At 61.1% G+C, this 14,898-nt stretch carries 6 protein-coding genes; 3 read left to right on the forward strand and 3 right to left on the reverse strand.

Annotated elements, in window-relative coordinates:
- Nucleotides 1-25 precede the first annotated feature (25 nt).
- Nucleotides 26-1,237 (forward strand): hypothetical protein, encoded by a 1,212-nt coding sequence (locus tag N8H74_RS10285; RefSeq protein WP_262147347.1) that lies wholly within the window; start codon nucleotides 26-28, stop codon nucleotides 1,235-1,237.
- A gap of 92 nt (nucleotides 1,238-1,329) precedes the next feature.
- Here N8H74_RS10285 and N8H74_RS10290 read toward each other — a convergent pair whose 3' ends face one another.
- Both N8H74_RS10290 and N8H74_RS10295 read right to left on the reverse strand, forming a co-directional pair.
- Nucleotides 1,330-6,306, reverse strand: coding sequence for an NEL-type E3 ubiquitin ligase domain-containing protein (locus tag N8H74_RS10290; RefSeq protein ID WP_262147349.1), 4,977 nt, complete (start codon nucleotides 6,304-6,306; stop codon nucleotides 1,330-1,332).
- 228 nt (nucleotides 6,307-6,534) lie between these two features.
- A complete protein-coding gene (locus tag N8H74_RS10295) occupies nucleotides 6,535-9,672 on the reverse strand; it encodes a transglycosylase domain-containing protein (protein WP_262147351.1) in 3,138 nt (1,045 codons plus the stop codon).
- A gap of 513 nt (nucleotides 9,673-10,185) precedes the next feature.
- Here N8H74_RS10295 and N8H74_RS10300 point away from each other — a divergent pair.
- Both N8H74_RS10300 and N8H74_RS10305 read left to right on the forward strand, forming a co-directional pair.
- Nucleotides 10,186-11,607: an amino acid permease gene (locus N8H74_RS10300; protein WP_262147353.1), complete on the forward strand. Its 1,422-nt coding sequence runs from the start codon at nucleotides 10,186-10,188 to the stop codon at nucleotides 11,605-11,607.
- A gap of 162 nt (nucleotides 11,608-11,769) precedes the next feature.
- On the forward strand, nucleotides 11,770-13,254 hold the full coding sequence (locus N8H74_RS10305) for a glucosyltransferase domain-containing protein (protein WP_262147354.1): 1,485 nt from the start codon (nucleotides 11,770-11,772) through the stop codon (nucleotides 13,252-13,254).
- An 18-nt stretch (nucleotides 13,255-13,272) separates the two neighbouring features.
- Here the strand turns inward: N8H74_RS10305 and N8H74_RS10310 are convergent, their stop codons facing one another.
- Nucleotides 13,273-14,892, reverse strand: a complete 1,620-nt coding sequence (locus tag N8H74_RS10310) for an FMN-binding glutamate synthase family protein (RefSeq protein WP_262147356.1) — start codon at nucleotides 14,890-14,892, stop codon at nucleotides 13,273-13,275.
- Nucleotides 14,893-14,898 lie beyond the last annotated feature (6 nt).

Genomic DNA, 14,898 nt, shown 5'->3' on the forward strand with positions numbered 1-14,898 from the left:
GGTTTCAGGATGCAAGAGAGCAAGAGTGTGGTTCGGTGCGTGTGTCTGGTTGTTATCGGCCATGGCCCATGGCGTGACTCAGGAAATTCGCGCGGTGTATGTGCCCGATCCGGCCAATCCGCAGATCAATGCGTTTATCAATCAGACGCCGCCGAGTGGTTATTGCGCGACGTTCCCCAATGACTGCAAGCCGTTGTCGGGCGTGCGGTTGCCCGTGCGTTTCGCCTCGGTGCAGGCGATCGTGCCCGGTGCCTCGGAGCGCAACGGCGCGATGTTCAGCATGCCCGCGCAGTGGCGCAGCCTGGTGGTTTCCCATGTGTTCACCGGTGAGGCGGCCACGGTCGAAATGCGCATTGGCGGGTTCGGTTCGCAGTACGTGTTGAGTGACACGGCGGTCAATCTGACGGGTGAGTCCAATGACGAGCGCGCTCATGAAGCGCTGTGGGGGGGCCGGTCCTGGTGGTTCGTGACACCGCCCTGCAAAGGGGCGGCGATGTTCTCCTACGGGCCGGAGTTCTACCGGTTTTTCTGGCGAGCCCAGGACGTTGGCACCTGTGCCAGGCAGGCGGCATTCACCATTCCGTGGATGTCGTACGGGTATCTGGATGTCGGTTACGAGCTGCGTACGCCGAACCCGTTGCAGATGTCGTCCGGGCTGTACGTCGGCGAGTTGCGCTACAGCGTCGGGCCGGGCATGGACATCGACACCGGCGACAACATGCTGCCGGACAGCGCCGAGGTGACCTTCCGTTTCGTGCTGGATGTCCAGCATGTGCTCAAGGTCGACCTGCCGCCGGGTGGCAACAAAGTCGAGCTGATACCCCAGGGCGGCTGGCAGGCCTGGCTGCAGAGCGGGCGCCGGCCCGAGCGGTTGTTCCGTGACCAGACGTTCAACATCTCCGCCTCTTCGCGGTTTCGCATGTCCATCGAATGTGAGCATGCGGGCATCGGCGGATGCAGTTTGCGGGATGCGCAATCCGGCAGCATTTTTCCGCAGGTCAACATGAGCGTCAGCCTGCCCCTGAGCATCACTGACGACAAAGGCCAACCGGTGCAGAAACGACGGCTGACGGAAACCTCGACCGACGCGGTGTTTCAACCGGCGCTGTACGTCGACCGCGCGCCGGGCGTGCTGCACTTCGAAGTGCCGAGCTATTACATGGAAAACATGATCGAACCCGACAAGGCGAAGCGCTTTGCCGGCAAGGTCACGGTGATCTGGGATTCGGAGGTCTAGTCCGATGTCAGGCGTTTGATGGGCTGCCCGCGAACACTCTTCGCGGGCAAGCCCGGCTACCACGAGGATGAGCTATCCAAAGGTGCAGGGCTTCAGATCCTGGCGCGCTCCATGGCCTCGCGGGTCAGTCGGCGGGCGAGTTGTTTTTCCTGTTCGCCGATGTCCGCATTCAACCGGGCGATGGTTTCCTCGGACATTTTCTGCGGGGTGAACACCACGTCATCCGGGATGGATAATTTGTGCGCGATCTCGGCGACTTTCTGTCGGCGCAACGCGCGTTCGGCGTCGGGCAGGTCGGCCGCCTCGACCCACTGCGCCTGGGCGGTCTGCAACTCCACCAGCAGATCGATTTTTTCCAGGCAGGCATCGGTGTTGGCGCGCATTTCCCCAGGGTGGGTTTCCTCCAGATAGTCCCTCCAGAATTTCTGTTCGAGCATCTGGTCCACCAGGCCATTGCCTCGTTCTTCGGCAAGGATCTTGGTGTAGGCCTTTTCGATGGTCTCTTCGTTGACGCCGCTGACTTGCTGAAACTTCATCGCTTCGGATTGCCATGGCAATTCCAGGCGTTTGGCCAGTCCGGTCTCGTAGGCCAGATGCACTTCGACTTCATCGGGATTGCCGCCGCGTTTGGCGATATCGGCCTGGGCTATCTCGCCGACTTTGCTCAGGCGCGCCTTGCCTTTGGCCAAGGTCACCAGTCTGCTTTCCAGTTCCGCAGGCGTTCGGGAAAACATACGGGCTTCGGATTCCAGCACGTGGATGCCCATGTTGTTGAACAACTGCGCCCCGGCGTCCTCGCAGCCCTCGGGTTCGGTGGACATGATGAACAGCTTTTCACGCAACGCGTCGTCGATATCCGCCGCCTCGACCATGCGCCAGACGCGTTCGGTCAGCTGATCGTTGGCATCGCCGCCTTGCAGGTAGTCGGCGGATTGAGTCAGGTTCTGCAAGACCTTGAAGAAACCCTCGGACTCGGGTTCGCTGGCCAGGTCGTGCCAGGCTTCGGGTCGGTAAGCACCCACCCCGGGGGTTTCATCAAGGGTCGTGGTATCGGTGTGGACCGGCCAGCGTTCGAGCAAGTCGGCGGCCGCCGTCGAATAGACCGGGTAGGGGTGCATGCCGACTGACTGTCGGTATCGTTCGTAGGCCGAGCGGGTCGACGCGGTCATCCAGTCTGGATAGAGAAGGGTACGTGCAATCAGGCGTGCATCGTCGGAGCCGGGTCGCACCTCGGGTATGTATTTGATCTGATTGCCGCCCAGGCTCAGATAAAACTCACGCGGCCGGGGTTTGTCGAACAGCCCCGGCGGCCAACTGTCGATGCCGGTGTTTCTCAGGCTCAGAATCCGCAGCCTCGGCATCCTTCCGATGTAAGGCACGGTGTCCAGCGGCGTGTTATCCAGGCGCAGGGTTTGCAGATGCGTGAGATTGCTCACTTGTCGCGCTGTGGCAGGCGTCAACGGCATCGGGTTGTTGTTCAGCCGCAAGTCTTCCAGTCGATACATCTTGCCAACGCTTTCCGGCAAGGCCTTGAGGCCGCAGTTTCTGGCGCTGAACTGGCGCAAGTGATGGAAGTCTTTCAAAAGCCCTTCGGGCTTGGGCGAAAAAATCTGGCCATCGAGATTCAATGAGGTGATCTGTTCGAGGTAAGGCTTGAGGGCTTCCGGCATCTGGTTCCACCAATGCTGGAGATTATGGGGCACGCCATCCGTGGACAGATTCAGTGCGTAGCCGCTCTCAAGGCTTCTGTTGCGCTCGCCGAACACGTCGGATGCGCGACTGAAACATTCCAGCAGTTGCCTGGCGAGAAAACGTCCGCCCTTGCGTTCATAGGTGATGTAAGAGTTGGGCACTGCTTCGGGACCCGCCGGGTCCCAGCCCGCCAGGTTTTCCTGGCGCCAGTTCTCGAGGATGTCCTGCAAACGGTCGTATTCGGTTTTCAGTTGGTCGATTTTTCCATGCGCATCGCCGGTGGCGTCCAGCGAACGGCAGAACCGCTCGACCTCGGCGTCGGTGAAATGCGGATACAGGTTTCTGACTTTATCCTCCACCGTTTGCGGCTCGCGGGACTGGTTGGCGCCACGCACCAGCAGCTCGATCTGTCTGGGCACAACCGGGCGGATCGGCTTTTCCGCCAACAGCGTCCGGCGTTCGGCCGGCAGATCGGTCTTGACCCTGATCCATTGCCTGAACATTTGCCCTTGCCCGCTGCGATAGCCCAGTGCGGCGCGTTTTTCCTCGGGCATGGCCCAGAGCAAGGCTTCATAAAAATCAGTGGCCCCGTGCAGTTGTTTGCTTTCGCCGTCGAACACGGCATAACGCCCCTGTCGATCGCGAACCAGCACCCGTACGGTCGCGGCATCCGCACCTCCGGCGCTGCTGCGCAGCTCACCGGCAGGGTGGCCGTTGCGTACCTCGATGCGCAGGTTTTCGTAGGTGTCGGTGTGAAACTTCAGGGCATTGAGGGCCAGGCGTTCGGTGTCGGCGGTCAGCAGTTCCGGCTCATACAAGCCTTCGTTGGCGCGGGTGGTCATTACCTCGAAAGCGATTTCCCGCGCCTGGTTTTTCAGGCGCAGGGGAATGCGTTGCTCTTCGTCCATGACCTTGTGTTCGTCGGCGCTGGCCTGCTCGACCAGGGTTTCGGCAAGCGGTGCCGGCAGTGGCGGGTACTGCTGTTGGAGCAGGGTGGCCTCGGCATCGTGGGAGCGGTTCTTGAACCGGTACTGATAGTCGAAGATGTCAGCGGTGCGGCTGTTCGCGATGTGCGCGAGCCGGTCGCGCAAGGCCTGCGCCCGCTGTTCCTTCGGGTACTCGCTGCCGAGCAGCGACTGCATGTCGGCGTCATCGAGAAACGCCACCAGGCGTTCCGGGAGTTTGTTGTCCATTACGTCACCAATGCCGATAGACAGCGTCTGACTGTCGCTGGCATGGGGGGTGCCGTACACCCGAGAGGCGCCAGTGAGGTCATTGTGTTCGCAGATTTTCAGCGCCTTGTCGGCGGGCCAGCCGGGCATGTCCGGCACCGTTCGGTCGAACCAGTGAGCCTCCGGGGGGAGCGGCTGCCCGGTGCGAATCAGGCGGCCGACATCTTTCGCTTCGTCCAGGGTTTTGAAGCGGGTCAGGGTGTCGGCCAACAGCGGTGGTGGCGGGTCGTTCTGCACATGCATGCGGCGCAGCGCATCCTCGGACGTGCCGCTGATGCTGCGGATTTTTTCCAGCTCGCTGTCGCTGTAGCCGTCGACCGTGTGGCCCAGGCGGCGCATGAGGGTCGGGCCTTGCCAGTTTTCCGGGGCTTCCGCTTCGTGGCTCCAGGCGCCCTGGCCGTTGTGGCGCAGTCTCGGTGAGTAGGCGTCCTTGCGCGTGGGATGTTCGATGCGGTGCTCGCCGCTGCGCGGATTGACCTTGACCGCGTAATGGTTGTCGTCCAGCGGCAGAACCGTCTTGCCGGCATGCTGATGCAGGCCCTTGGCATCGGGCTTCGATTCGCTGGGCACGGCCAGTTCCGGCTGGTTGTAAGGGGCGAGGTCGGGATGCCACAAGCGGGTCTTGCCGTCAGCCGAGGGCACCGCCTTCATGTTCTCGACCAGGGGCGAAAGCTTCAGGGAGAACTCACTGGCCAGTTGACCGCCGACGCCGATAAGGGCGAACTGAATGACGTCGTTGACCACCCCGAGCAAATGATCCGTCGCCTCGGACCACAGGCCCTCGGCCAGATCCACGATGCCTTCGATCACGTCGCTGGCCAGTTGGTAGGCGGTGTAGGCCATCATCAGCTGACCCAGCACCGGGACGAACGGAGAGACCACCAGCAACGCCACGTTGAAAATGTCCGAGGCGATTTTCTTGAAGTTCTCCCACCAGGCCCAGCGCGCATTGCTGTCGGCATCAGCGGTGGAGACCGCGATCATTCGCCCGTCATTGAGAATCTTGTTGAGTTGCTGGTGGTAGCGATAGCGCCACAGCGGCTCCCGGATCGGTGTCGCACTGAATTGCAGGCGCGGATTGTCCACCGGGGTTTCGCGCCACGACGGACGTGAATCGCCCGGCTCCTTTGGATACCACTTGATAAAGGTCAGGCGCTGTTCGAGATCGGCAAAAAAGTGTCCGCGCTGGCCGTGATCGACGAACTGACTGAAGAACTGCCGATAACTGACGCCCGTGGCCGGCGAAGTCTTGTTTTCCCGCAACTGGCGGGTCAGCTCGTTCATGAAGTCGATCGTGGAGTTGTACTCCTTGAGCGGGTGATCCGGATCGTGCGGCACCCATGCCAGCACCTTGCGCGAAACCTCTTCGCAGTAAGGCGCCGGCTGAATGATCAGAATGCCGGTGAGGTTCAGGTCCATCATGCCCAGGTCACAGAGCAGCATGGTCTGACCGTGGAATTTCAGATCGAGCCGGCCCCGCAGCAGTTCGCCGATCAGCCGGTGGGCTTCGCGAGTGATGTCATGTCGAACCAGCGCCATGTGCGCCGCTGCCTTGAGCGCGGCTTGCTGGCTCTGCTGTACGCGCACTCGCAGGTAGGACTGGGCGACCGGCTCCGGGTTGAGCAGGTAGCTTTCAAGGTGAGCCTTGAACTGCGCCCCCAGGTCCAGTTCCCGGCAGAGTTTCTGAAACTGGCGGATGGTGATTTTTTTATCCAGGGGCGAGAGGTCGTAGAGGTCGCGATAAGGATCGGTTTTCAACAGGAAGGCGGATTCATCGGTGAATGTTTCATCTTCGGAAAAGTTGTGCAGGGCGGCATCCAGTAATGAGACTTTTCGAATCGAATAACCTTTCGCAACGTGTATGACCCACCAAGGCGTACCTTGCGGTACATACAGTCTCAAGTAAGTGTTATTTACATCAACTTCGATATCCACCAGTTCACGCAGTTTTGCCTTTAACAACGGTTCGGCAAAGGCATAAGCGTTTTTTACACGGTCGAGCAATTGGTCGGTTTTGTTCTGTGTGTCCCAGGCTTTCAGGTTGGCATCGGATATCCGGTTCAGTGCTTTCTTGGGGGCCTTGATCATCCAGCGTTCACGCTTGTGCGAGGCGTTGCGCAGCGCTTCGCTGCGGTGCAGTTGCATATCAGCGAATACCGGATGGATATGCGATTTAATTAAGTCGTAATGTTGCCCTTTGTTTTCGGATGTTGCGGTCATTGTTAAAGCCTTGAGTCAGTCTGGAATCGCCAGACTAACGTTCAAGGTCTTGAATGATTAGTTTAAAAGTCTGCTGCCGAACAACGTCCTTCATGAGTGAATGATTGAATATTGAAATGCATAAAATAAATAAATACCGCCCCTGTCAGTGTTTCATTCAAGTGTCGAATCATTCACCGAGGCCACGGTCGGTGCCTGTGGCGGAGTGCATTGTGAATGGCTGCCCGGTTGCAGGTAGTTATTGAGAATCGGCGCCATGCCCTTGAGTACCTGCACCGGCAGGGCCGAGGTGAATTTGAAGTTTTCCGCCGAGCGACCGGGGACGTAGGCGGTGAGCGTGCCGAAGTGGCTGTCGCCGATGTAGAACACAAAGGTCGCGGTCCGGTTGATCGACTTGGAACTGAGAATCCGCCCGCCGGAGCCGATGGCCTCGATGCGGTTGTCGCCGGTGCCGGTCTTGCCGCCCATCGCCAGTGGCGTGCCATCGGCCAGTTTGAAACTGCCGGCAACACGTTTGGCCGTACCGGCGTCCACCACTTGCGACAACGCTTCGCGCATGGCCGTGGCGACTTCCGACGGCATCACCCGTTTGCCGACGTGCGGGTCGTTGACCAGCCGCGTTTCATACGGTGTATCCGCTGCAAAATGCAGGCTGTCGATGCGCAGGGTCGGCATGCGCACGCCGTCGTTGAGGATGGTGCCGATCAGCTCGGCCAGGGCTGCCGGACGGTCGCCGGAACTGCCGATGGCGGTCGCCAGCGATGGCACCAGATGATCGAACGGGTAGCCGACTTTCTGCCAGCGCTGATGGATCTCGAGAAACGCCTCGATCTCCAGCATGGTGCGGATCCGGCTGTCCCGTGCGCCCTTGTGCTTGCTCTTGAACAGCCAGCTGTAGACTTCCTGGCGCTCGAATTCGCTGGCCTTGACGATCTGGCTGAAGGTCGCGTCGGGGTGGTTGAGCAGGTAGCCGATCATCCACAGGTCCAGCGGGTGAACCTTGGCGATGAAGCCCTGGTCCGGCAGATCGTAGGTGCCGGGACCGTAGGCCAGGTAGAGCCGTTCCAGGCGTTCGTCGGTGAGTTTTTCGGTGAGCTTGGTGCCCTTGAGGTGCGAGCGCACGAAGCTGTTGAAGTCTTCCTGGCTGGCGTTCGGCAGCAGGTAGCGATGCACGGCGGCCATGCGGATCGGCGTCGGGCGCATGCTGTCGAGGAAGGTTTCCAGGCGCGCCTGGGTGTCCTTGTTCTTGTACTTCTTCCAGAACTTGAGCAGGAACGAGGTGCCTTCGCGGTCGGCGAAATTCGCCAGGTATTCCTGGCGCCGCGGGTCGCGGTCGTCCTTGAGCAGTTCGGCGCTGTTGTTGGGGCCGGAGTAGGTGGTGTAGCGCACCAGGTCGCGCATCAGGCGAATGAACGGCAGGTTGATCGATTCGCGCAGGGCATCGCGCAGGGTCGGCATGCGGCCGTTGTCTTCCTTGCGAAAGTTGTGGAACACATGCAGGCCGCCACCGGTGAAAAACGCCTCGCCGGGGCTGGCCGAGTATTTGCGGTCAAGGGCGGCGCCAAGCATCTTCGACAGGTCGCGATCCTTGTTCTGCACCAGGTAGTCGATGACCCACTGGCTCAGGCGATCCTGATCCGGCACGTCGACTTTTTTCAGTTCCGGCACGGACATGCCGGCGTACTTGTCGTGCAGCTCGGAGATGATCTGCAAATAAGTGGTCAGCACGCGCATCTTGGCCGTGGAGCCGAGTTCGAGCTTGCTGCCCTCGTTGATGTCGAACGGTTGGTCGGTGCTGTCGGTCTGCACCCGCACTCGCGAGCCGTCCGGGGTCAGTTCGAACAGGGTGAAGCTGTAGCGCACCTGGGTGGTGCTGGTCGGCGTCAGCAGGCGTTCGCCGAGCAGGCCGATTTCGGCGGCGTAGGCCGGGTCGGCGAGTTTCTTCAGGTAAGCGGTGGCTTCGGTCTGCAACTCGCCTTGCAGGGTGCTGGTGGCCGAGAGGTCGAGGCGATCGAGGTCGTACAGCGGCCGGTTGAGCATCGAGGCCAGGCGACTGCGGGCGACGCTGATGCCCTTGTTGGTTTCGATCGGCTGGATGGTCGGTTGGGTCTGCCAGTCGCGGTAACTGACTTTGCTGGCAAGCGCGGCATCGGCCAGGGCGCTGTCGATCACCCCGTTCTGCTTGAGCAGGCGCAGGTGGCTGTCGGTAAGGTCGGCCAGTTCGTCGTGGCCCTTGGTCAGGTAATGGGAAGGGCGGCGCTGGGCGATCATCAGCGAGAGCATTTCGCGCAGGGCCAGGCCCTTGGCGGCCATGGTCTGCGGATCGGTGGCGCTGCTTGCGAGTTTTTCGTTGGCCTGGTTGAAGTCGGCGCCGTACCAGACCCGCAAGCCTTCGGCCATGCCATGCACTTCGCCATGGCCGGGTACGGCCGACAACGGCACGCTGTTGAGGTAGTCGCGAATGATGTTCTGCCGCGCCACCAGGGTTTGCGGCCCGGCCTGATAGGCGCGCACGCTGGCGGAAATCATCTGGCGGATCTTCTCGGCTCCGGACACCGTCAGGCCATCGGGTGAGTGGCGGTATTTTTCCAGTTGCGTCGCCAGCGTACTGCCGCCCGCCGATTGCCCCGGCAGATGCAGCAGCTTGGCGACCTGCGACCAGGCGGCCATGCCAAAGCGCGGCCAGTCCACCGCCGGGTTGGCGAGCGGTTGTTTCGGGTCGAGCAGGAAACGGTTCTCGATGAACAACAGGCTGTTGACCACCACCGGCGGAATCGCCGCGAAACTCGAATACAGCTGTTGCGGATATTGGTACTGATACAGCGGCGCGGCACGGCAGTCGGTGATCGACAGCCCGGCCTGGATTTTCTCGGAATAGGGCACGAACAGGCCCTTGTCGGTGTAGCCGAGCAGGGCGGCGGAGAAGCGGGTCTGCTCGGTGATCACGTAATTGCGTTTGAGCAGTCGCGGCAGGAACTCATCCAGCGAGCTGTAGCCCAGGCGCAGGTCGAACGGCCCGTTGCCCGGATAGCGGATCGCTTCGCTCGGCCCCGGTTGCAACTCGTATTTCAACGACGCCGCGTACTGGCTGACCTGCCGCGACTGAAAGCGCGAGGTGCGCATCTCCTTGGCCGCTGCCAGTCCCACCACAATCGCAATGATCAACAACAACAGCCAGAAAGCCTTCCACCCATGCCGGTTACGACGGGGTTTTTCAGGTATAGGCGCTTCATCCACACGTTCAGTCGGAACCACGGTTTTACTCGAATCGGTTTGCCACAAAGCGCCCATAGTCGATTGATCCATTCACGCAGATTGATCGGACTTGTCTGAAGCTTAGTCGGTGGTTGGCGCTGGTGAAAAAATTGTGAAGGACGGTGGGCGACAGGGATCTGAACAAATCTGCCGGGCGGGCCGTTCACCCTCGTCAGGCGTGCGTGTTGCCCTGGAAATGGCGCAATAGAGCGCTTGCGCGATTAATCGCATTCACGGCTGAACATGACCCTGCACCATTACCGTGCAATACTCGCCAACCCGTTCGACGGTGGTTTTCTCTGGTTTTCATAGACAGTATTTCTCCGTGGGATGGCAAATCATCGAGAGTTATCTCTGAATGTCGCGGTTTATAGAGTGAATTACCCTGTCCGATGTTTCTTACACTGCACGCCCCGCCGATCCTGCAGGTCTGCCCTGCAAGACGCATCTGTCCACGAAACAGATGTGGTTTCAGGAGGTGAAGGCTTATCGGCCGACGCTTCGAGACTCGATGGGTCATATCCAATAACAAGATGAGGTTGTCCTTCCATGTCATCAGGTAATCACCTGCAGGCTGGCGAATCCGCTCAGGGCGGTCCGCTCAAACGCGAACTCGGCGAACGGCACATTCGCTTGATGGCGCTCGGCGCCTGTATCGGCGTCGGTCTGTTCCTGGGGTCGGCCAAGGCCATCGAAATGGCCGGTCCGGCAATCATGCTGTCTTACATCATCGGCGGTCTGGCGATCCTGGTGATCATGCGCGCCCTTGGCGAAATGGCCGTACACAACCCGGTGGCCGGCTCCTTCAGCCGCTACGCCCAGGATTATCTCGGCCCGTTGGCGGGGTTTCTCACCGGCTGGAACTACTGGTTCCTGTGGCTGGTGACCTGCGTCGCGGAAATCACGGCGGTGGCGGTGTACATGGGCATCTGGTTCCCCGACGTACCGCGCTGGATCTGGGCGCTCGCGGCGCTGGTCAGCATGGGCTCGGTCAACCTGATCGCGGTGAAGGCCTTCGGTGAGTTCGAATTCTGGTTCGCGCTGATCAAGATCGTCACCATCATCGCCATGGTGCTGGGCGGCATCGGCATCATCGCGTTCGGTTTCGGCAACGATGGCGTGGCGCTGGGGATTTCCAACCTCTGGACCCACGGCGGGTTCATGCCCAACGGCGTGCAGGGCGTGCTGATGTCGCTGCAAATGGTCATGTTCGCCTATCTGGGCGTGGAGATGATCGGCCTGACCGCCGGTGAAGCGAAGAACCCGCAGAAGACCATTCCCGATGCGATCGGCTCGGTGTTCTGGCGGATCCTGCTGTTCTACGTCGGCGCGCTGTTCGTGATCCTGTCGATCTATCCGTGGAATGAAATCGGCACCCAGGGCAGTCCGTTCGTGATGACCTTCGAACGCCTGGGGATCAAGACCGCTGCGGGCATCATCAACTTCGTGGTGATCACCGCTGCGCTGTCGTCGTGCAACGGTGGCATCTTCAGCACCGGGCGCATGCTCTACAGCCTGGCGCAGAACGGCCAGGCCCCGGCCGGGTTCGCCAGGACCTCGAGCAACGGCGTGCCGCGTCGCGCCTTGCTGCTGTCGATCGGCGCGTTGCTGCTGGGTGTGCTGCTCAACTATCTGGTGCCGGAAAAAGTCTTCGTCTGGGTTACCTCGATTGCCACCTTCGGCGCGATCTGGACCTGGGTGATGATCCTGCTGGCCCAGCTGAAATTCCGCAAAGGCCTGAGCGCCAGCGAACGTGCCGGGCTGAAATACAAGATGTGGCTGTACCCGGTCAGCTCGTACTTCGCGCTGGCGTTCCTGGTGCTGGTGGTGGGCCTGATGGCGTACTTCCCGGATACCCGCGTGGCGCTCTATGTCGGGCCTGCGTTCCTGGTGCTGCTGACCGTTTTGTTCTACGTGTTCAAGTTGCAACCGAACGAAGGCTCGCAAGGCGCGGTGCGTTCCGCTTCCTGATCGAAGACGTCTGCAATGCCAAGGCCCCGCTCGCAAGACCGGGGCCTTTTTCGTTGGGCGGCCGGCGCCCACCGTCGGTCTGAAAAACTGACAGAAAACCCATTGTCAGACTCCAATCTTTATCACTATCGATGCCACTCGACAGTGAATGGAGTCACCGTAATGAGGATGAGCGATTTTTTCGTTCGTGAACTCGGCCGCCGTCAGGTCCTGTGGTTTTTTTTGCTCGCGACAGCGCTGTACGTCCTGCCGCTGATCCTCGCGGACTTCCCCTATATCGACGACAACTGGCGCGCGCTGGCCGCCGGTAATGCCTGGGCCGGGCAAGGCCGGTTGTTCGCCGACTGGCTGTATGAGGTGCTGACCTTCAGCGGCGCCGCGCCGAACATTTTCCCCTTGCCGCTGCTGCTGGCAGTTGGGGTGATGGCCCTGGCCCTGAGCCGACTGACGTTTCACTATTTCCCCGAGCCAACCCTGGCCGGTTGCCTGGTGGTGTTGCCGCTCTGGTACAACCCGTTCCTGCTGCAAAACCTGTCCTATCAGTACGACGGCCCATGCATGGCGCTGAGCCTGGCGGCGGTGATTTTCGCCATCAGCTTCGACAGCGTTTCGCGGGTGCAGCGATGGTTGATTCCGGCGGCACTGCTGGCGCTGGCGATCGGGCTGTATCAGATCAGCCTCAATGTGTTTCTCGGCTTGTGCGGGGTGGCGTTGATCCGCGCGATTCATCGTCGCGTCCCATGGGCGCAGATCTGGCGAATGCTTGGCTGCAAAGGCGCGCAACTGGGCCTGGGGGTGTTGATCTACAGCGGCACGGCGTACCCGTTCATGTTGCCCGAGGGTCGCAGCGACCTGCTGAACTGGAACGCCCATCCGTTGCTGCAGATCGGCATCAATGGTGGGCGGGTGCTGGAGAAAGTCGCCCTGCTGTTTCACGGTGGCTACCCGTGGCTGTTCGGTCTGTTGCTGTTGTGTGCCGTGATGGGCATGGCGCGGCTTGGACGCCAGACACCGCGCTGGAGCGGGTTGCTGGCCTGTCTGTCAGTGCTGGTTTCACTGGTTCTGCTGGTGCCCGGCATGACCCTGCTGTTTCGCGATTTCAACGAAGGCGCACGCACCCTGATCGGCTTTGGCGTGCTGCTGGTCCTGCTGTTCTACCTGGCGAATCTGGGGCTGGCGCCGCTGCACCGGCGTTTGCCCTTGTTGCTGATGATTCCGTTGCTGGCGACGCTGTCGCTGTCGTTCGCTTACGGGCGCGTGCTGACGATGCAGAAAACCTTCGCCACGTCGGTCCTGTACAGCCTCGGCCAGGACATCAACGCCCATCGGCAACTGCGCGAAGCGAAAAGGATTTACCTGTCGGTCAGCTATTCCGATCACTGGCTGGTGGGCGCGGCCGGTTCATTCAAACAGCTGCCGGTGCTGCGTTATCTGCTGAATGTCGACTACGCGGTACTCGCGGAAAACCTGCCGGGCGTGGGCATCACCAACGTGGTCGCCGAACGCGAGCGGCGCAATGCCACCCGCGTCGGCTACCAGGGCTTTCCAGCGTTACTGGAGAGCCGCTTCTACCGGATCTATCTGATCGGCGACTACGGTTTCATCGTCCTCAAGGAGCCTGCACCGATCAAAACGCTGCAGTGGTGAGCAACCCAGTTTGGAACCTCATGCCGCTGCGGCGTCCTGCGGTTCGAAACTGTCCGCCCGCGCCATCTGCCACATCCGCGAGTAGAACTCGCCGTTCACTTCCCCGGTGAGCAATTCCCCCGGCTTGAGGAAGACGTGCAACTGCGAGAACAGCTTGATCTCGGTCGCCGACATGCGCCGCACCAGATGCTTGGCCGACAGTTGCGAGGGGTGATCGAGGCCGGCGGCGGCGAGCATTTCGGCCAGGGCCTTGAGGGTGTTGCGGTGGAAGTTGTAGACCCGCTGCGCCTTGTCCGGGACCACGAGGGCACGTTGGCGCAGGGCATCCTGGGTGGCGACGCCGGTCGGGCATTTGTTGGTGTGGCAGCTCTGCGACTGGATGCAGCCGATGGCGAACATGAAGCCGCGTGCCGAGTTGGCCCAGTCGGCACCGGTGGCCAGGACGCTGGCGATGTCGAAGGCGCTGACGATCTTGCCGCTGGCGCCGAGTTTGATCTTGTCCCGCAGGTTCAGGCCGACCAGGGTGTTGTGGACGAACAGCAGGCCTTCGCGCATCGGCACACCGATGTGGTCGGTGAACTCCACCGGTGCGGCGCCGGTGCCGCCTTCCTTGCCGTCGACGACGATGAAGTCCGGGAGAATGCCGGTTTCCAGCATGGCTTTGGCGATGCCCATGAACTCCCACGGATGGCCGAGGCAGAACTTGAAACCCACCGGTTTGCCGCCGGACAGTTCACGCAGTTGCTGGATGAAATGCATCATTTCCAGCGGAGTGGAAAACGCGCTGTGGCGTGACGGCGAGATGCAGTCTTCGCCCATCATGATGCCGCGCGTGTCGGCGATTTCCTGAGTGACCTTGTGCTTGGGCAGAATCCCGCCGTGGCCGGGTTTGGCGCCCTGGCTCATCTTGATTTCGATCATCCGCACCTGCGGGTTCTGCGCCTGGGTGGCGAAGCGCTCCGGGTCGAAGCGGCCGTCGCTGGTGCGGCAACCGAAGTAGCCGCTGCCCAACTCCCAGGTCAGGTCGCCGCCGTTTTCGCGGTGGTAGGGGCTGATGCTGCCTTCGCCGGTGTCATGGGCGAAGTTGCCGAGTTTGGCGCCCTGGTTCAGCGCGCGGATGGCGTTGGCGCTGAGCGAGCCGAAGCTCATGGCCGAGATGTTGAACACCGAAGCCGAGTACGGCTGGGTGCATTGCGGGCCGCCGACGGTGACGCGGAAACTGCTCGGGTCGCTCAATGGCGCGGGGCGCATCGAATGGCCGATGAACTCGAAACCGGACTGATACACGTCGATCAGGGTGCCGAACGGTTTGTCGGCGGTTTCATTCTTGGCCCGCGAGTACACCAACGAGCGCTGGGCGCGGGAGAAGGGCAGGGCGTCGCTGTCGGACTCCAGCAGGTACTGGCGGATTTCCGGGCGGATGCCTTCGACCAGATAACGGATGTTGCCCAGGATCGGATAGTTGCGGCGTACCGCGTGCGGGCTCTGCATCAGGTCGAACAGACCGATCAGGCTCAATACCCCTGTCACGGCGGTGATCGGCCACAGCCAGTCATGTTCGAGGAAGGGCAGGCTGGCGAGGGTGAATATCACGCAGACGGCAAAGAAGGCGTAGCGGCTCAGGAGTGACAGGCTCATACGGTT

The organism is Pseudomonas sp. B2M1-30 (assembly GCF_025447575.1).
Lineage (GTDB): Bacteria > Pseudomonadota > Gammaproteobacteria > Pseudomonadales > Pseudomonadaceae > Aquipseudomonas > Aquipseudomonas botevensis.